15 protein-coding genes are annotated in these 16,800 nt (G+C 54.8%); 9 read left to right on the plus strand and 6 right to left on the minus strand.

Annotation, left to right across the window (positions count from 1 at the left end):
* Positions 1 to 168: 168 nt before the first annotated feature.
* The 4 genes from EQV24_RS19020 to EQV24_RS19035 all read right to left on the minus strand — a co-directional run bounded on the left by EQV24_RS19020 (position 169) and on the right by EQV24_RS19035 (position 4,335).
* The gene (locus EQV24_RS19020; RefSeq protein WP_023621173.1) at positions 169 to 531 is read right to left on the minus strand and encodes a YibL family ribosome-associated protein; all 363 of its coding nucleotides are present in this window, start codon (positions 529 to 531) and stop codon (positions 169 to 171) included.
* 58 nt (positions 532 to 589) lie between these two features.
* Complete coding sequence (mtlR, locus tag EQV24_RS19025) at positions 590 to 1,180, minus strand: mannitol operon repressor MtlR (protein WP_013094931.1); 591 nt, start codon at positions 1,178 to 1,180, stop codon at positions 590 to 592.
* Positions 1,177 to 2,325, minus strand: a complete 1,149-nt coding sequence (gene mtlD, locus EQV24_RS19030) for a mannitol-1-phosphate 5-dehydrogenase (protein ID WP_130626935.1) — start codon at positions 2,323 to 2,325, stop codon at positions 1,177 to 1,179. Before mtlD ends, mtlR begins: the two co-directional genes overlap by 4 nt.
* A 102-nt stretch (positions 2,326 to 2,427) precedes the next feature.
* The gene (locus EQV24_RS19035) at positions 2,428 to 4,335 is read right to left on the minus strand and encodes a PTS mannitol transporter subunit IICBA (protein WP_013094933.1); all 1,908 of its coding nucleotides are present in this window, start codon (positions 4,333 to 4,335) and stop codon (positions 2,428 to 2,430) included.
* A 659-nt stretch (positions 4,336 to 4,994) separates the two neighbouring features.
* Between EQV24_RS19035 and EQV24_RS19040 the strand changes: the two genes are divergently transcribed.
* The 6 genes from EQV24_RS19040 (at position 4,995) to EQV24_RS19065 (ending at position 12,146) form a co-directional block, all read left to right on the plus strand.
* Entirely contained in the window at positions 4,995 to 5,351 is a 357-nt protein-coding gene (locus EQV24_RS19040; RefSeq protein ID WP_013094935.1) for a DUF3302 domain-containing protein, read from the plus strand.
* 2 nt (positions 5,352 to 5,353) lie between these two features.
* The gene (locus EQV24_RS19045) at positions 5,354 to 6,490 is read left to right on the plus strand and encodes an HlyD family secretion protein (RefSeq protein WP_013094936.1); all 1,137 of its coding nucleotides are present in this window, start codon (positions 5,354 to 5,356) and stop codon (positions 6,488 to 6,490) included.
* A gap of 89 nt (positions 6,491 to 6,579) precedes the next feature.
* On the plus strand, positions 6,580 to 7,188 hold the full coding sequence (locus tag EQV24_RS19050; protein ID WP_013094937.1) for a glutathione S-transferase: 609 nt from the start codon (positions 6,580 to 6,582) through the stop codon (positions 7,186 to 7,188).
* A gap of 103 nt (positions 7,189 to 7,291) precedes the next feature.
* Entirely contained in the window at positions 7,292 to 8,677 is a 1,386-nt protein-coding gene (gene selA / locus EQV24_RS19055) for an L-seryl-tRNA(Sec) selenium transferase (protein WP_130626936.1), read from the plus strand.
* Complete coding sequence (selB, locus tag EQV24_RS19060; RefSeq protein ID WP_130626937.1) at positions 8,674 to 10,521, plus strand: selenocysteine-specific translation elongation factor; 1,848 nt, start codon at positions 8,674 to 8,676, stop codon at positions 10,519 to 10,521. Before selA ends, selB begins: the two co-directional genes overlap by 4 nt.
* A gap of 86 nt (positions 10,522 to 10,607) precedes the next feature.
* Positions 10,608 to 12,146 carry an aldehyde dehydrogenase family protein gene (locus EQV24_RS19065; RefSeq protein ID WP_094084293.1) on the plus strand — a complete coding sequence of 513 codons (1,539 nt, stop codon included), beginning with the start codon at positions 10,608 to 10,610 and terminating at the stop codon, positions 12,144 to 12,146.
* Here the strand turns inward: EQV24_RS19065 and EQV24_RS19070 are convergent.
* Positions 12,143 to 13,108, minus strand: coding sequence for a LysR family transcriptional regulator (locus EQV24_RS19070; RefSeq protein WP_061771396.1), 966 nt, complete (start codon positions 13,106 to 13,108; stop codon positions 12,143 to 12,145). The two genes, EQV24_RS19065 and EQV24_RS19070, sit on opposite strands and share 4 nt — an antisense overlap.
* Before the next feature lie 117 nt (positions 13,109 to 13,225).
* Here EQV24_RS19070 and EQV24_RS19075 point away from each other — a divergent pair, with 117 nt between their 5' ends.
* From EQV24_RS19075 to EQV24_RS19085, 3 genes are all read left to right on the plus strand, one after another.
* The gene (locus EQV24_RS19075; RefSeq protein ID WP_013094942.1) at positions 13,226 to 13,966 is read left to right on the plus strand and encodes a MipA/OmpV family protein; all 741 of its coding nucleotides are present in this window, start codon (positions 13,226 to 13,228) and stop codon (positions 13,964 to 13,966) included.
* A 210-nt stretch (positions 13,967 to 14,176) separates the two neighbouring features.
* Complete coding sequence (locus EQV24_RS19080; RefSeq protein WP_071843252.1) at positions 14,177 to 14,362, plus strand: type II toxin-antitoxin system HicA family toxin; 186 nt, start codon at positions 14,177 to 14,179, stop codon at positions 14,360 to 14,362.
* A gap of 14 nt (positions 14,363 to 14,376) precedes the next feature.
* Positions 14,377 to 14,781: a type II toxin-antitoxin system HicB family antitoxin gene (locus tag EQV24_RS19085; RefSeq protein WP_013094943.1), complete on the plus strand. Its 405-nt coding sequence runs from the start codon at positions 14,377 to 14,379 to the stop codon at positions 14,779 to 14,781.
* A gap of 53 nt (positions 14,782 to 14,834) precedes the next feature.
* Here the strand turns inward: EQV24_RS19085 and EQV24_RS19090 are convergent, their stop codons facing one another.
* Positions 14,835 to 16,790, minus strand: coding sequence for a glycoside hydrolase family 127 protein (locus EQV24_RS19090; RefSeq protein WP_130626938.1), 1,956 nt, complete (start codon positions 16,788 to 16,790; stop codon positions 14,835 to 14,837).
* Positions 16,791 to 16,800: the final 10 nt, after the last annotated feature.

Genomic DNA, 16,800 nt, shown 5'->3' on the forward strand with positions numbered 1-16,800 from the left:
AATGCCCACTTTACTCTCATGAGTGAGAATTGTGAACCTGCAGAGTTTACTATTACTTGTCTACTTTTGAGGGCTATAGCCCAGTATTTTTTGGATAATAAAAAACCCAATATATTCTGTTGGTGAATATATTGGGCAGGATTTTATTAACTTAACTAAAATTAACTATCAGAACGCCGTCTTACAAAAACCCGTCATCTCTTTCAGGCCCATCTCGCGGCCAAGCTCGGTCATCGGGTGGACCACCACCAGACCCCGTACGCTTTTCTTCAGCTTGCCCATATCGGCCTGCTCTTTTTTGGTAATGGCGCGGCGGTGCGGCATATTCATCAGCTTCTGCGCTTCTTTACTCAGCTTCTGGCTTTTCACTTCGCGCAGGCGCTCGATCTCCGCTTCCAGCTTCGCGGTCTCTTTCTCAAGCTCGGCGTACTTCTCGGCGGAGTCTACCAGCGAGAGACCGGCCATCTGATGGCGGATCAGATCCAGGCGGTCGCTCAGGCGTTTAATTTCGTTCTTTTCGACTTCTTTCATGACAAATAACTCTGAAAACGGGGAATTTAGAGGGAAGGATACACCAATGTGAGCAGGCTTACTTCTGAAACGCTTTTTTTAAGCTGATTCGGGAAATCAGCTCAGTCAGGGAAAGAACCATCGTGGAACGGACAACCTGTTGATAACGCAGCTTTTGCATGGCGTACAGTTCCGGGTCGCTGTTATCAAAATGGGGGGCAGGGGGGAGCGCGGTAACGCAATGTAGCTCGCCGAAAGGGCCAAGGATCTCGTCATCGGTAAAGGTGTACTCATTACCGTCATGATTGAGCTCTTCGCGCAGCGCCATCAACAGCTCCGCATCTTCATACTCTTGTCGGTTCAGCACGCCAAGACCATAAATCAACTTCAGACGCACGGATAAATCGCCCAGCGGTCCGTCGCCGTCCAGTAACGGTTCTACAGCATATTTTACCGCGTAGTCGTCTTTGCGAAACACCTGAAGTACCAGGATATTCACCGCCTCGGTTAACAACTCGACGGCGGTAATCAGGAAACTTCGTACGGTTTTGCCAGCATTCAGACGCTCAAGCACACGATTTTCAAAGGCCTGGGTTTGTTCCATTATTGCCTGCATATCTGACAATCTGTAATCAGGGCGCAGGATCACCTGCGCCTCACTGTGCATCATTTGGTTGCGTTATATGCGTTAACCGCCTCCGCAACCACGTCGCTGTTGGCGTCCAGACCGGAAATCTGCGCCAGCGCAGCCTGTGCGCCCTGGTCATCAATCAGCTGAGCCAGCTCCTGCGCCTGCGGATCCTGCTCGCTGCGGTAGTGCATCGCGGCGGCAATCCCTTTCACCAGGTTGGCGTGCGGTAGGCCGTATTCCAGCGTACCCAGCAGCGGCTTAATCAGGCGATCGCCCGCGCTCAGCTTACGCAATGGCTGGCGGCCCACGCGCTCAACATCATCTTTCAGATACGGGTTTTCAAAACGACCGAGGATTTTCTGGATGTATGCTGCGTGTTTATCAGCATCAAAACCGTAGCGTTTGATCAGCACCGCGCCGCTCTCTTCCATTGCCCCTTTTACCACCGCGCGGATCTTCTCGTCGAGGATCGCATCACGAATAGTCTGATGACCGGCCAATTTTCCGAGGTACGCGGTTATAGCATGACCCGTGTTCAGCGTGAAGAGTTTACGTTCCACAAATGCCATCAGGTTATCCGTTAATTCCATACCTGGAATGGTCGGCAGCGCGCCTTTAAACTGGGTTTTGTCCACGATCCACTCGCTGAAGGTTTCTACCGTCACTTCCAGCGGGTCGTTAGTTGCAGATTCTGACGGCGGAACGATACGGTCAACGGCAGAATCCACGAAGCCAACGTGCGCTTCCACCCAGGCTTTGTCTTCGTCCGCAACGGCGGCCAGAACGTGGCCTTTCAGCTGTGTTGTGCCACGCACCATATTTTCACAGGCAATGATGTTCAGCGGGGTATCGATGCCCTGCGCTTTACGTTTTGCCAGGCCTTTTGCGACCGCAGGCGCGATGCGCTCAAGTACCACCGGGCCCACTGCGGTGGTCACCAGGTCAACGCTGGCGATGAGGTCGATAACATCGTCGCCAATGCTGCTTACCGCCTTGACGCCAGAGACCGTTTCAACCTGCTCGTTTTCTCCCACCACGTGTACCTGGTAGCTATGACGGGCATTCAGGGCATCCAGAACGACCTGATTCACATCGGCGAATGTCAGCGTAATGCCCGCGTCTGCCAGCAGTTTGCCGATAAAGCCACGACCGATATTACCTGCGCCAAAATGTAATGCTTTCATAGTGTTAACCTTTATCAATGTTTTTACCCGAGAGGGCTGGGGTGAGGAACGTTTACCCCTCACCCTAGCCCTCTCCCTTAAGGGGAGAGGGAAGATACGCTGTTATTTGTTGAGGAGTGCCAGCACTTCTTCAACGCTTTCAGTCTGTGCCAGACGCTCGATGACGGACTCATCATCCAGCGCGTTGGTCAGGCTGGTAATCACCTGGATGTGCTCGTTATTGCGAGCGGCGATACCAATCACCAGACGGGCGATGTCGTCTTCTTCTTCACCGAAGCGCACGCCATCAGGATACTGGCAGAACACCACGCCGGTTTTGAGCACGCGGTCTTTCGCTTCCACCGTACCGTGCGGCACCGCGATGGATTCGCCCAGGTAGGTTGGCGTCAGTTTTTCGCGTTCCAGCATCGCGTCGACATATTCAGGCTGAACGTAGCCGCCTTTCACCAGCTGCTCACCGGCAAAGCGAATTGCCTCTTCTTTGGTGCTCGCGGTACGGCCGAGGAAGATGTTCTCCGCGCCCAGCTTAAACAGGTGAGCATTGCTCTCGTCAAAGCTGTCCTGCAGGCTGGTCCGCACTTTCACTTCGTTGTCTTCGTGACGCTGTGCGGCCACCAGACGTTCAGTCAGGCTGGTGTACAGGCCGCTGTCGAGGAAGTTGGTCAGCGAAATATGCTGTGCCTGCGGTACCTGGCGCATGGCACGTTCGGTCAGGTCACGGTGCGTAATCACCAGGTCAACATCCGGTGGCAGGCTGTTAATGGCGCTGTTGGTCACTGAGATATTGGTCAGGCCTGCATCCTGCACTTTCTTACGCAGCACGCCGGCACCCATTGCGCTGGAACCCATACCAGCATCACAGGCAACGATGATTTTACGCACGTGGCTCAGGTCGTTAGAAACATCACCCGCTGACAGCGGCGTTGCGCCTTTGGACTCGGCTTTCATGTCGTGCATACGACGGGTGGCCGCTTCGATATCGTCATCTTCTTTCACTTTGCTGGTTTTCAGCAGGATAGAAGCGACCACGAAGGAGACTGCCATTGCCGCACAGATAGCCGCGATGTTAGCAAAATAGGCACCTTTCGGCGTCATTGCCAGTACCGCCAGGATAGAGCCCGGAGACGCCGGAGAAACCAGACCACCGTTCAGCACGCTCAGAGTGAACACACCGGTCATACCGCCGAGGATAACGGCCAGGATCAGACGTGGGTTCATCAGCACGTACGGGAAGTAAATTTCGTGAATACCGCCCAGGAAGTGAATGATAGCCGCACCGCCAGCAGACTGCTTCGCGCTGCCGCGACCAAAGAACATGTACGCCAGCAGAACGCCCATACCCGGACCCGGGTTCGCTTCAATCAGGAAGAAGATGGACTTGCCGAGGTCATGAGACTGCTGAATACCCAGCGGTGAGAAGATACCGTGGTTGATGGCGTTGTTCAGGAACAGGATTTTCGCCGGTTCAACAAAGATAGACGCCAGCGGCAGCATGTCGTGCGCCACCATGAAGTTAACGCCCGCCGCCAGAATCTTGGACAGGACTTCAACTGCCGGGCCAATGCCGAGGAACGCCAGAATCGCGAGGATCATCCCGATGATGCCCGCAGAGAAGTTGTTCACCAGCATCTCGAAGCCGGATTTGATTTTGCCATCAACCCAAACGTCGAATTTCTTAATCGCCCAGCCACCCAGAGGACCGGCGATCATCGCACCGAGGAACATCGGCATATCCGCACCGACGATAACACCCATGGTTGTGATGGCACCCACTACGCCACCACGGTCACCGCCCACCAGACGACCACCGGTATAACCGATGAGCAGCGGCAGCAGGTAAGTAATCATTGGGCCAACAAGTTTCGCCAGCGTTTCGTTAGGCAACCACCCTGTCGGAATGAATAATGCAGTGATGATACCCCACGCGATAAACGCGCCGATATTTGGCATCACCATATTGCTGAGGAAACGACCAAAGCTTTGAACTTTGATCTTGAAATCGGATGACATAAAACACCCCTTCTTCTGTTTACGCTTAGGCTTGCGGCCCGAGGTTTATTGTTAATGAGGCGGCAGAGGTAGCCGGGCCCTGTTCTGATGCTGTGAAATCTGGCACTGAATCGTTCAACTGTCCAGACAGCGAAAAATTGTGTGATCACAATCACGTAAATGCAGGGGGTGTGGCGGGAAATGAGGTGATCTGAATCACAAAACCACAGTCTAAAAAAAACACAATGGGGAGGAAATCGGCAAAACACCCCTGTTTTTGTGAGATGTATCACATTTAGTTGTCGCGAGTTTGTTTCTGAGTTGTGATTTAATTCACAAAAAATTTTTATACGGATTTCTCCGGCTGTGATCGGCGGCAAATTCTGCCTGACGAATGAGCGTCACGATGGTTCTGGGCAACACGCAAAGCTAAAAAACCACTTTTCATGTGTGGTATGGCGAAAAGCGAAAACGTGGATTACGCTCATAATGTAAGGTTAAGTATATTATTATTCAGGATATATTTTGACACGTTTATAAACTTGCATGGAGATATTATAAAAACCGATACTCCCCGGCTCTGAAATAACCAGTCTACCTTTTATATTTAAAAATAAATTAATTAGGTTGCGTACTGTTTTATTAATTTAATGAGTTGACGTTGTTTAAGTGAGGAGAATATGTTTCTCAACTATTTTGCGCTGGGCGTATTGATTTTTGTTTTTCTGGTTCTGTTTTACGGAATCATCGCCATTCATGACATCCCCTATAACATGGCCAAAAAGCGTAATCATCCCCATGCCGATGCAATCCACACGGCGGGCTGGATTAGCCTGTTTACGCTCCATGCCATCTGGCCGTTCCTGTGGATCTGGGCCACGCTGTACCGGGAAGATCGCGGTTGGGGCATGCAAAACCACATCACCAAACCTGATGAGGTGCCGGGTATGGATGCGCTGGCCAAACGCGTGGCCGAATTAGAACAAAAGCTGGCAGCGGTACAGCCCACTGCTGATACGAAAACGCTGGAGCGCTAATTATGGATCTGTTGATTATTTTGACCTACGTGGCGTTTGCCTGGGCGATTTTTAAAATATTCCGTATTCCGGTCAACCAGTGGACGCTCGCCACCGCCACATTAGGTGGGGTATTTATTGTGGCGGGCCTTATTTTATTAATGAACTATAACCACCCGTATACGTTTACGGCGCAAAAAGCGGTTATTTCCATTCCGATTACGCCGCAGGTGACCGGCGTGGTCAGCGAAGTCACTGATAAAAATAACCAGCTTATTAAAAAAGGCGAAGTGTTATTTAAACTTGACCCGGGCCGCTATCAGGCACGGGTCGACAGACTGCAGGCCGACCTGGTGACCGCGACGCACAATATCGACGTGCTCAAAGCGCAGTTGTCGGAAGCAGTAGCCAACACCACGCGCGTGTCCGCCGAGCGGGACCGTCTGTATAAAGATTACCAGCGCTATCTCAAAGGCAGCCAGGCGAAGGTAAACCCGTTCTCTGAGAGCGATATCGACAACGCGCGGCAGAACTATCTGGCTCAGGACGCGCTGGTAAAAGGTTCAGTGGCGGAACAGACGCAGATCAAAAGCCAGTTAGACAGCATGGTGAACGGCGAACAGTCGCAGATTGCCTCTTTACGCGCCCAGCTGGCCGAAGCCAAATACAACCTGGATCAGACCGTGGTACGTGCGCCGAGTAATGGCTACATCACCCAGGTGCTGATTCGCCCGGGGACGTATGCCGCCGCGCTGCCGCTGCGCCCGGTCATGGTCTTTATTCCTGAACAGAAACGCCAGATTGTGGCTCAGTTCCGTCAGAACTCGCTGCTGCGTCTGAAGCCGGGCGATGAAGCGGAAGTGGTGTTTAACGCCCTGCCGGGGCAGGTCTTCTCCGGCAAGCTCACCAGCATTCTGCCGGTGGTGCCTGGGGGCTCATATCAGGCGCAGGGGGCACTGCAATCGCTAACGGTAACACCGGGAACGGATGGCGTGCAGGCGCTGATAGAACTGGAGCCTAACGCCGACGTTGATGCGTTGCCGGACGGTATTTACGCGCAGGTGGCGGTCTATTCCGACCATTTCGCGCACGTCTCGGTGATGCGTAAAGTCCTGCTGCGCATGACCAGCTGGATGCACTATCTCTATCTTGATCATTAATCCTCGCCGGGCAGGAATGCGACATGCATACCTGCCCTTTTTTCAGCGCTTGATCCATACTGACTTTTTCTGGCATCAAGGATCAGGCAATGAAACTCATCGGCAGCTACACCAGTCCCTTCGTGCGAAAGATCTCGATTCTCCTGCTGGAGAAAGGGATTGAATTTGAATTCGTTAATGAACAGCCCTACAACGCCGAAAACGGCGTTGCGCAGTACAACCCGCTGGGGAAAGTCCCGGCGCTGGTAACGGACGAGGGCGAATACTGGTTTGATTCCCCGATTATCGCTGAGTACATCGAGCTGCTCGGCGTTGCGCCAGCCATGTTACCGGCAGATCCGAAGGCGGCCCTGGCAGTGAAGCAAATTGAAGCGCTGGCCGATGGCATCATGGATGCGGCGTTAACTTCCGTGCGCGAGCAGGCAAGGCCCGTTGCTCAGCAGTCGGAAACGGAGCTGCTGCGCCAGCGTGAGAAAATCAGCCGCAGCCTGGACAGGTGCGAGCAGCTCATCCAGGAGGGCAAAATAGCAACGGATAGCCTGAATCTGGCGACGATCGCTATCGCCTGCGCCATTGGTTATCTCAACTTTCGTCGCGTCTCCCCTGGCTGGTGCGTCGACCGTCCGCTGCTGGTGAAGCTCGCCGAAACGCTCTTCCAGCGCGAGAGCTTCGCCCGTACCGAACCGCCAAAGGCTTGACGCGGGTTATAACACTTCGCGTCAGGAGGCGGTACAATCCCTCCACATGTTAACTCCCTCTCCCGTCGGGAGGGGGGATGATATTTACTCGCCAGGCGCTTTCATGACTACTCATCACTCCCTGTACAGCCAGATCCCCGCTACCGACCGACTCCTTCGAGAACCCCTTATTCATTCCGCTGTTGAGCGGTTCGGCCATACCGCGACGGTTGAGATGTTACGTCTGCTTCAGGACGAGGCCCGGCGCCATATTCAGGCAGAAAATGCCTTGCCCGGCTGGTGCGTGGCGTGGGAGCAGGAGCTGGAACAGAGGCTGGTTGAGAAAGGGCAAAGCGCGTTGCGCCCGGTGATTAACCTGACGGGGACAGTCCTGCATACCAATCTCGGGCGTGCGCAGCAGGCGGAAGAGGCGGTAGATGCCGTAACGCAGGCCATGCGTTCGCCTGTCACGCTGGAGTACGATCTCGACGGTGCAGGACGCGGGCATCGTGATCGGGCCCTGGCGGATCTGCTTTGCCAGCTCACCGGTGCTGAAGATGCCTGCATTGTGAATAACAACGCGGCGGCGGTCCTGTTGATGCTGGCAGCGACCGCCAGCGGCAAAGAGGTGGTCGTCTCGCGCGGCGAACTGGTGGAGATTGGCGGCGCGTTTCGCATCCCGGACGTGATGCGCCAGGCGGGCTGTACCCTGCAGGAAGTGGGTACCACTAACCGGACCCATGCGAATGATTACCGTGCGGCGGTTAATGAAAACACCGCCCTGCTGATGAAGGTCCACACCAGTAATTATCATATCGAAGGGTTCACTAAAACCGTTGAAGAGGCCGAGCTGGCGGCGATAGGCCAGGAGCTGAATGTGCCGGTCGTTGCCGATCTCGGCAGCGGCTCGCTGGTGGATCTGAGCCAGTATGGTCTGCCGAAAGAGCCGATGGTGCAGGAGATGATTGCGGCGGGCGTTAGCCTGGTCAGTTTTTCTGGTGATAAGCTGCTGGGCGGGCCGCAGGCCGGGATCATCGTCGGTAAGCGTGAATTGATTGCGAAACTGCAGCAGCATCCGCTGAAGCGCGCCCTGCGTGCCGATAAAATGACGCTTGCTGCGCTGGACGCGACACTGCGGCTCTATCTCCACCCGGAGAAACTGGCGGAACGCCTGCCAACGCTGCGTCTGTTAACGCGTGATGCCGCCTCGATTCGCGCGCAGGCCGAGTTACTGTTGCCGAATGTCGCGTCGCATTACGCCGATTTCGACGTGCGCATTGAGTCCTGCCAGTCGCAAATTGGCAGTGGCTCGTTACCGGTGGATCGGCTGCCCAGCGCGGCCCTGACCTTCACCCCGCGCGATGGCCGCGGCAGCAGGCTTGATGCGCTCTCTGCGCGCTGGCGTGCTCTGCCTACGCCGGTTATCGGGCGAATTTACGATGGCCGAATGTGGCTGGATCTACGCTGTCTTGAAGATGAAGAGCGATTTCTGGAGATGCTGTTGAAATGATTATTGCCACCGCCGGTCATGTTGACCACGGAAAAACCACCTTGTTGCAGGCCATCACGGGCGTGAATGCCGATCGCCTGCCGGAAGAGAAAAAGCGCGGTATGACCATCGATCTGGGTTATGCCTACTGGCCGCAGCCCGATGGCCGCGTGCTGGGCTTTATTGACGTCCCCGGACACGAAAAGTTTCTTTCCAACATGCTGGCGGGGGTCGGAGGTATTGACCATGCCCTGCTGGTGGTGGCCTGTGATGACGGCGTTATGGCGCAAACGCGTGAACACCTGGCGATCCTGCAGTTGACGGGCAACCCACAGCTAACCGTGGCGCTGACCAAAGCCGATCGTGTGGACGCGACGCGTATTAACGAGGTGCGCGAGGCGGTGGAGGCCACGTTGCGCGAATATGGCTTTACCGATGCTGCGCTGTTTGAAACAGTCGCCACAGAAGGGCGCGGGATCGACGCACTTCGCCACCATTTGCAGCAGCTTTCGTCGCGGGAACATGCCAGCCATCATCGCTTTCGTCTGGCCATCGACAGGGCGTTTACCGTTAAAGGTGCGGGTCTGGTGGTGACCGGTACTGCCCTGAGTGGGGAAGTGAAGGTGGGCGATACCGTATGGCTGACGGGTATTAACAAGCCGATGCGGGTGCGCGGGTTGCATGCACAAAACCAGCCCGTTGATCATGCCCATGCCGGGCAGCGTATCGCCCTCAATATTGCCGGCGATGCGGAGAAAGCGCAGCTAAACCGCGGCGACTGGCTGCTGTCTGAGGCGCCACCAGAACCGTCTGAGCGGGTGATTGTCTCCCTGCAGACGCATATCCCGCTCAGCCAGTGGCAGCCGCTGCATATCCACCATGCGGCCAGCCATATCACCGGGCGCGTGTCGCTGCTGGAAAACGATCTCGCTGAACTGGTTTTCGATACGCCACTCTGGCTGGCAGATAATGACCGTCTGGTGCTGCGTGATATTTCGGCGCGAGAAACGCTGGCCGGGGCGCGGGTGGTGACGCTCAACCCGCCGCGTCGCGGGAAGCGTAAACCGGAGTATTTGCAGTGGCTGTCGGCACTGGCGCAGGCCAGTAACGATAAGGCTGCGCTGGAGGTGCATCTTGAACGCGGTGCGGTGAACCTGACCGACTTCGCCTGGGCACGACAGCTCAGCAACGAAGGCCTACTCCCGCTGACCCAGCAGCCGGGATTTATCCAGGCCGGTAATAACCTGCTGAACGCGCCGGTTGCGGCGTGCTGGCAGCGAAAAGTGTTAAACACGCTCGCCACCTACCATGAACAGCATCAGGATGAACCTGGCCCGGGGCGCGAGCGCCTGCGTCGTATGGCGCTGCCAATGGAAGACGATGCGCTGGTGCTGTTGCTGATAGAAAACATGCGTGAAAGCGGCGTGATCAAAAGCCACCACGGCTGGCTGCATCTGCCGGATCACAAAGCCGGCTTCACCGCAGAGCAAGAGGCAATCTGGCAAAAAGCGGCCCCTCTGTTTGGCGATGAGCCCTGGTGGGTTCGCGATCTCGCCCGTGAAACGAATACCGATGAGCAGGTGATGCGCCAGGTATTGCGCCATGCCGCGCAGCAGGGGCTCATCGTTGCGATCGTGAAAGATCGTTATTACCGCAACGATCGTATCGTCGCGTTTGCCAGTCTGATCCGCGAACTGGATCAGGCGCGAGGCTCCACCTGTGCGGCTGATTTCCGCGATCGTCTGAACGTGGGGCGTAAGCTTGCCATTCAGATCCTGGAATATTTCAACCGCATCGGTTTTACCCGCCGTCGCGGTAACGACCATTTATTACGGGATTCGTTGCTCTTTCCAGAAACAGCGTGACCCCTGTCGTAAACACCACTCCCGGCTGGCGATAAAATCACCAGCCGGTACTACCCTTGTTGTACACCAACAGCAAGGAGACGGTCATGACAAACAATCCTCCCTCTTCACGCATTCAGCCAGGCGAGTACGGTTTCCCTCTCAAGCTAAAACCCCGTTATGACAACTTTATTGGCGGCGACTGGGTGGCACCCGTCGACGGCGAATACTATTCCAACCTGACCCCCGTCACCGGCCAGCCGCTGTGTGAGATAGCCAGCTCAGGCAAGCGCGATATCGATCTGGCGCTGGATGCGGCGCATAAAGCCAAAGATAAATGGGGACAGACTTCCGTGCAGGACAGGGCGGCGATCCTGTTCAAAATTGCCGACCGGATGGAGCAAAATCTTGAGCTGCTGGCGACGGCAGAAACCTGGGATAACGGCAAGCCGATCCGTGAAACGATGGCGGCCGATGTGCCGCTGGCGATTGACCACTTCCGCTATTTTGCCTCCTGTATTCGTGCTCAGGAGGGGGGAATCAGTGAAGTCGATAGCGACACCGTGGCGTATCACTTCCACGAGCCGCTGGGCGTGGTGGGGCAGATTATCCCGTGGAACTTCCCGTTGCTGATGGCGAGCTGGAAAATGGCGCCCGCGCTGGCGGCCGGGAACTGCATTGTGCTGAAACCGGCCCGCTTAACGCCGCTTTCAGTACTGCTGCTGATGGACATTATCGGTGACCTGCTGCCCCCGGGTGTGATTAACGTGGTCAACGGGGCCGGGGGGGAGATTGGGGAATATCTGGCGACCTCAAAACGCATCGCCAAAGTGGCGTTTACCGGCTCGACGGAAGTGGGTCAGCAGATCATGCAGTACGCCACCCAGAACATCATTCCGGTGACGCTGGAGCTGGGCGGAAAATCCCCAAACATCTTCTTCGAGGACGTAATGGCGGAAGAGGACGCCTTCTTCGAAAAAGCGCTGGAAGGGTTTGCGCTGTTTGCCTTTAACCAGGGCGAAGTCTGCACCTGTCCAAGCCGCGCGCTGGTCCAGGAGTCCATCTATGAGCGCTTTATGGAACGGGCCATTCGCCGCGTGGAGTCGATCCGTAGCGGTAACCCGCTAGATAACGTGACGCAGATGGGCGCGCAGGTGTCGCATGGACAGCTGGAAACCATCCTCAATTACATTGATATCGGCAAAAAAGAAGGGGCGGATGTCCTGACTGGTGGACGCCGTAAAGTGCTCGGTGGCGATCTGCAGGAAGGGTATTACCTTGAGCCGACCATTCTGTCTGGCAAAAACAATATGCGCGTTTTCCAGGAGGAAATTTTTGGACCGGTGCTGGCCGTGACCACCTTCAAAACGATGGAGGAGGCGCTGGAGATTGCCAACGATACGCCGTATGGCCTGGGGGCAGGCGTCTGGAGCCGCAACGGCAATCTGGCGTATAAAATGGGCCGGGGGATCCAGGCCGGACGCGTATGGACCAACTGTTATCACGCCTACCCGGCGCACGCGGCCTTTGGGGGCTATAAGCAGTCAGGCATCGGGCGTGAAACGCACAAAATGATGCTGGAGCATTATCAGCAGACGAAATGCCTGCTGGTCAGCTACTCCGATAAACCGCTGGGGCTGTTCTAGTCATCCAGCTCAGGCCGTCCGTGGGCGGCCTGAGCTATTTGCTGGCGAAGATTATTCAGGACGCCATCCAGAACATATTGCACGCGCCATGGCTGGTATTCACGCTTGCGGAAGATGGCCGTCAGATCCAGCCACCACTCTTCCTGATGCGGGAAGCAGGGAACCAGTGAACCATTTTTTAACTCTTTTCTCAGGCTCTCTTTCGGCGCAAAGACGATACCGAGATTATTCCTCGCCAGCTCCAGGGCAGTTTGCGTATTGTCGCAAATATAATTCCCGGTAACCCGGTAATCCTGTACATCATCACTGCCATGAACGCGGAACCGCCAGATGTTAGCATCATCCACCAGCATGGAGTCGATTAGAATACAGGAGTGATGAATTAAATCTTCCGGGCCGTTTAACGGGTGCTGATTTAAATACTCTTCGGTCGCGAAGGCGGTAACGGAATATTGGGTTAATACACTTGCGACCAGACTTTCATCTTTCGGCTGAGCATAGGTAATTAAAATATCGCAGTCATCCGGAAAGGTCACCCCCTCAGAAAATTCATTGCGATCCAGATTGTATGTTTTCAGCGAAATACGAATATCGCCAATATCTTTTATCTGGTGGATCACATGACGAGAGAGATAGGTCACGATGCCTGTCGGGGCGTAAATCGTCACCTTTCCACGCTTTTCATGCTTATAATCGGCAATAAAATTAATAAGCTGACTATTTTTATCCAGCGTGGCGTTCACGTAAGGAAGCAAGGCCTCACCAAACTGCGTTAGCGCAAGCTGACGGGTGGTGCGTTCAAAGACCTTGAGACCGACTCGTGTTTCAAAATCAGAAAGATATTTACTGACGTTGGCCTGTGCCATGCCCAGCAGGGCGGCGGCGTCGCCAATGCTGTGGGTGGCGGCGATGACGGAAATTATTTTTAATTCACGGGGTTTTAGTTGTAATTTATTCATCATGCCCACCCATCTATATGATTTTATATATAATATTATATAAACAGCGGCGTTGCATACGCAAATTTGTAACCATTATTATTCGCCTCGCTTGTTCGGCGTTTAAATGGATTACATGGAATGACTATTAAAAACAATTTACTCATCGCTGCCACGTTATTTGCGACCTCATCCGCAATGGCCGGTGACTTTTCACTTGGCGCGGGGGCTGTATTTAATGAGTCACCTTATAAAGGGTATAATGAAAATACCACCGCGGTTCCGTTAATTAGCTATGAAGGTGACCGATTCTATGTGCGCCAGACCACAGGTGGATGGATCCTGTGGAAAGACGAAAAAAATGAATTTAGCCTGACCGCGTCGTGGATGCCGCTGCATTTTGATCCCGACGATAACGACGACCCTCAGATGAAACATCTGGATGAGCGTAAAGCGTCTGCATTCCTGGGTGGCGCCTATTACCGCCATGAAAACTGGGGCTCGCTGAAAGTGGCCGTTTCCGGCGATGCGATGGATGAAAGCGGTGGCGTAGTCGGTGAGATTTCGTACTTCCGCCCCATCCGCATGGAACGCCTCACGCTGACGCCATCTGTGGGCATTTTCTACAGTGACGAGAGCTATAACGACTACTACTACGGGGTTTCCGGCAGCGAGTCTCGCCGCTCAGGTCTCAATGAATACGCCGCCGGTGACAGCTGGACGCCATACGTGGGTCTGGCGGCAAAATATCAGTTAACCCAGAACCTGTTCCTTAACGCCAGCGCGGTTTATACCGTATTGCCTGACGACGTGAAGAACAGCCCGATGATCGACCGCGACGACAGCTTCGCGCTGATGACCGGGCTGAGCTGGCGCTTCTGATGCTGTAACGCCGGGTGGCGGCTTCGCCTTACCCGGCGTTGTGATAGCGCCTGTATTTCGATCTGCAATTTACCTGTTCCGCCTTTCTTTTTGCGTTGCTCCTTCCTGTTCAGACAAAACCCGGCTGCGTTTGCATTTCCTTTCGTCTATTGTCATCTGCACCAGTAGCGATGGTGTGTATGATGCGTATAATCATGGAAGGATTGGAATGTGAAAAGTGCGGATGTCATTACTGTTCTGGTCAGGCATGGCTGGAAATGTGTAAGAACGAAAGGAAGCCATCATCAGTTTCGCCACCCAGTGCATGCGGGGTTGGTGACCGTTCCACATCCCAAAAAGGACATAAAACCCGGCACCCTCGCGCAAATCTGGCGGCAGGCGGGAATCAAACACTGATATCAGGAGTAGTTATGTTTTATCCGGCTTACATTCATTCTGATCCCGACGGTAGCGCCAGCGGTTTTTTTCCTGACGTTCCTGGTTGTTTTTTTGCCGGCAATTCTCTGGATGATGCTTTTCAGGATGCACGTGATGCACTGACAGCTCACTTCGAAGCGCTATTTGAAATGGATGAAGAGTTACCTCTCCCTGGCAATGTTGAAGCACATCTTGAAGCCACACCGGGTGATTTTATCGGCGGACAATGGTTGCTTGTAGATATCAATATGAAGCAATTCGACGGTAAGGCCGAGCGTATCAATATCACCCTGCCTCGTCGATTGCTGGTGAAAATTGATTCTTTTGTGAATGAGCATCCGCAGTTTAGTAACCGAAGCGCTTTTCTTGCTGAGGCAGCGCGTCGCGTGCTGCCTTAACGATCCCTCTCCCGTGGGAGAGGGTTGGGGTGAGGGCATCAGGCCGCAGATATTCAGTCCTCATCCACCCAAATGCGCATTTCCCCTTCTCCCCGGTTAGCCCAGCTAAACCACGGAATAAAGGTCAACGTTTTGGGTTGACGTTGCACCGCAGGACGGTCGTACTGCCATAACGCCTCCGATCCCGCTTCTGCGGCGTCATGCGTGACACCTTCCGCCTGAATCAGCATCTTATGAGCGAAAATTCCTTTACCCTCGAAAACCCGGAATTCACTGACGGCAGGCAGGGCAAGATTATGCAGGTTGGCGCCATTGTCGGCTTCTTCCAGGCAGTAGACCAGCGGACCGCGCTGCAGCGCGACCTTTCCGGCCTGCTGACGAACCTGTGGGTGACCGTACACGCGGCGGACCGGCATCGGTAAGGTTAGCGTGAGCGTATCGCCCTCCTGCCAGCGACGGGTGAGGTGAAGATAGCCCCGTGATACCTCGCCCGTCATGCCTTCTCCGTTCAGCGACACGTGAGGATTTGCGCACCAGTCCGGCAGTCGCAGGGCCAGGGTGTGCGTTACCGGTACGGGCGAGGCGATCTCAATGTTGACCTCTTCCTGCCACGGATAATTACCGCTGATCCGCAGCTTAAACGTCTCATCGCCCACAGGGATGGTGACCTCATTCCCTACGTAGAGATTAATGAAAAGCGCATCCGGGCGAACGGTGTAAATGTAATGCCCCAGCGACGTCAGCACGCGGGCGATATTCGGCGGGCAACAGGCGCAGCCGAACCAGCGCTGACGAACCGGTTTGACGTGGTCATAGATGTGGTTAAAGGCCAGCGTCCTGGGGTGCACTTCCAGCGGGTTAACATAGAAGAAATGCTTACCGTCCAGCGCCATGCCGCCCAGCACCGTGTTGTACAGGGCGCGCTCCATCACGTCGGCGTAGCGGCTATCCGCTTCCATCTCCAGCATCCGACGGGCAAACATCATCAGGCCAATCGAGGCGCAGCTTTCGGCATACACCGTATCATTGGGCAGATCGTAATCACTGCTGAAGGCTTCACCGCTACTTTGCGAACCAATCCCGCCAGTAATGTACAGCTGGCGCTGCGCCATGTTGTTCCACAGGCGTAAGCAGTCCTGACGTTTTGCGTCGTCTTTGCTCAGACGGGCCAGGTGTGCCATACCCGCCATCAGGTAGACAAAACGCACCGCATGGCCAATCGCTGTTTGTTGTTCAGCAAGCGGTTGATGCGCCTGGCTGTAAGCTTTGTCCTTGACCATCCATGCCGGGCCGTAGGTGTGCCAGTACGATGTTCTGCCGCGCTTCTCGTATTCGATATCATAGAAGTGAGGGTGCGTACCGCGCGCCTCGATGAAGTATTTCACCAGGTTCAGGTAGCGTGGCTCCTCAGTAACGTCGTACAGCCGCATCAGCGCCAGCTCGATTTCCGGGTGGCCCGGATAGCCGTGAAGCTGGCCTTCCCGGGGGCCGAAAACGGTGTCGATATGATCTGCCAGTTTGCACACTACCTCCAGCAGTCGGCGTTTTCCGGTGCCCTGAAAATACGCCACGCCAGCTTCGATCATATGCCCCGCGCAGTAAAGCTCGTGGCACTCGGCCAAATTTGTCCAGCGTTCGTCGGGCGCTTTGACGGTGAAGTACGTATTGAGATACCCATCTTCACACTGCGCCGCGGCGATCAGTTCAATCACCTCATCGGCGGTTTTTTCCAGTTCAGCATCGGGTTTCTGACACAGCGACCACGCCACGGCTTCCAGCCATTTCGCCACGTCACTGTCCTGAAAGACCATGCCGTAGAACTCACCTTCTTCAAGACCTGCCGCAATGCGGAAGTTGGTGATGGCATGACTGGGCTCGGCTTCTGCCACGCGATCGTTGAGCGCATCCCACTGATAGGGGATGACCACATCACGCACCAGCCGCTGATACTGGCCAAGAAACGGATCGTTGATTTTCAGGTTATGCAGGTCGGCTTCCATTATGGACATCACGTTCTCC

Source organism: Enterobacter sp. A8 (assembly GCF_004296595.1).
Classification (GTDB): domain Bacteria; phylum Pseudomonadota; class Gammaproteobacteria; order Enterobacterales; family Enterobacteriaceae; genus Enterobacter; species Enterobacter cloacae.

Excerpts from the sequence above, each read along its gene's own strand:
- EQV24_RS19085 (WP_013094943.1), top strand. The coding sequence starts at position 14,377 with ATGTTTTATCCGGCTTACATTCATTCTGATCCCGACGGTAGCGCCAGC.
- EQV24_RS19040 (WP_013094935.1), top strand. The coding sequence starts at position 4,995 with ATGTTTCTCAACTATTTTGCGCTGGGCGTATTGATTTTTGTTTTTCTG.
- EQV24_RS19065 (WP_094084293.1), top strand. The coding sequence starts at position 10,608 with ATGACAAACAATCCTCCCTCTTCACGCATTCAGCCAGGCGAGTACGGT.
- EQV24_RS19075 (WP_013094942.1), top strand. The coding sequence starts at position 13,226 with ATGACTATTAAAAACAATTTACTCATCGCTGCCACGTTATTTGCGACC.
- EQV24_RS19020 (WP_023621173.1), bottom strand. The coding sequence starts at position 531 with ATGAAAGAAGTCGAAAAGAACGAAATTAAACGCCTGAGCGACCGCCTG.
- EQV24_RS19090 (WP_130626938.1), bottom strand. The coding sequence starts at position 16,790 with ATGTCCATAATGGAAGCCGACCTGCATAACCTGAAAATCAACGATCCG.
- mtlD (WP_130626935.1), bottom strand. The coding sequence starts at position 2,325 with ATGAAAGCATTACATTTTGGCGCAGGTAATATCGGTCGTGGCTTTATC.
- EQV24_RS19070 (WP_061771396.1), bottom strand. The coding sequence starts at position 13,108 with ATGATGAATAAATTACAACTAAAACCCCGTGAATTAAAAATAATTTCC.
- EQV24_RS19050 (WP_013094937.1), top strand. The coding sequence starts at position 6,580 with ATGAAACTCATCGGCAGCTACACCAGTCCCTTCGTGCGAAAGATCTCG.
- mtlR (WP_013094931.1), bottom strand. The coding sequence starts at position 1,180 with ATGATGCACAGTGAGGCGCAGGTGATCCTGCGCCCTGATTACAGATTG.
- EQV24_RS19035 (WP_013094933.1), bottom strand. The coding sequence starts at position 4,335 with ATGTCATCCGATTTCAAGATCAAAGTTCAAAGCTTTGGTCGTTTCCTC.
- selA (WP_130626936.1), top strand. The coding sequence starts at position 7,292 with ATGACTACTCATCACTCCCTGTACAGCCAGATCCCCGCTACCGACCGA.
- EQV24_RS19045 (WP_013094936.1), top strand. The coding sequence starts at position 5,354 with ATGGATCTGTTGATTATTTTGACCTACGTGGCGTTTGCCTGGGCGATT.
- selB (WP_130626937.1), top strand. The coding sequence starts at position 8,674 with ATGATTATTGCCACCGCCGGTCATGTTGACCACGGAAAAACCACCTTG.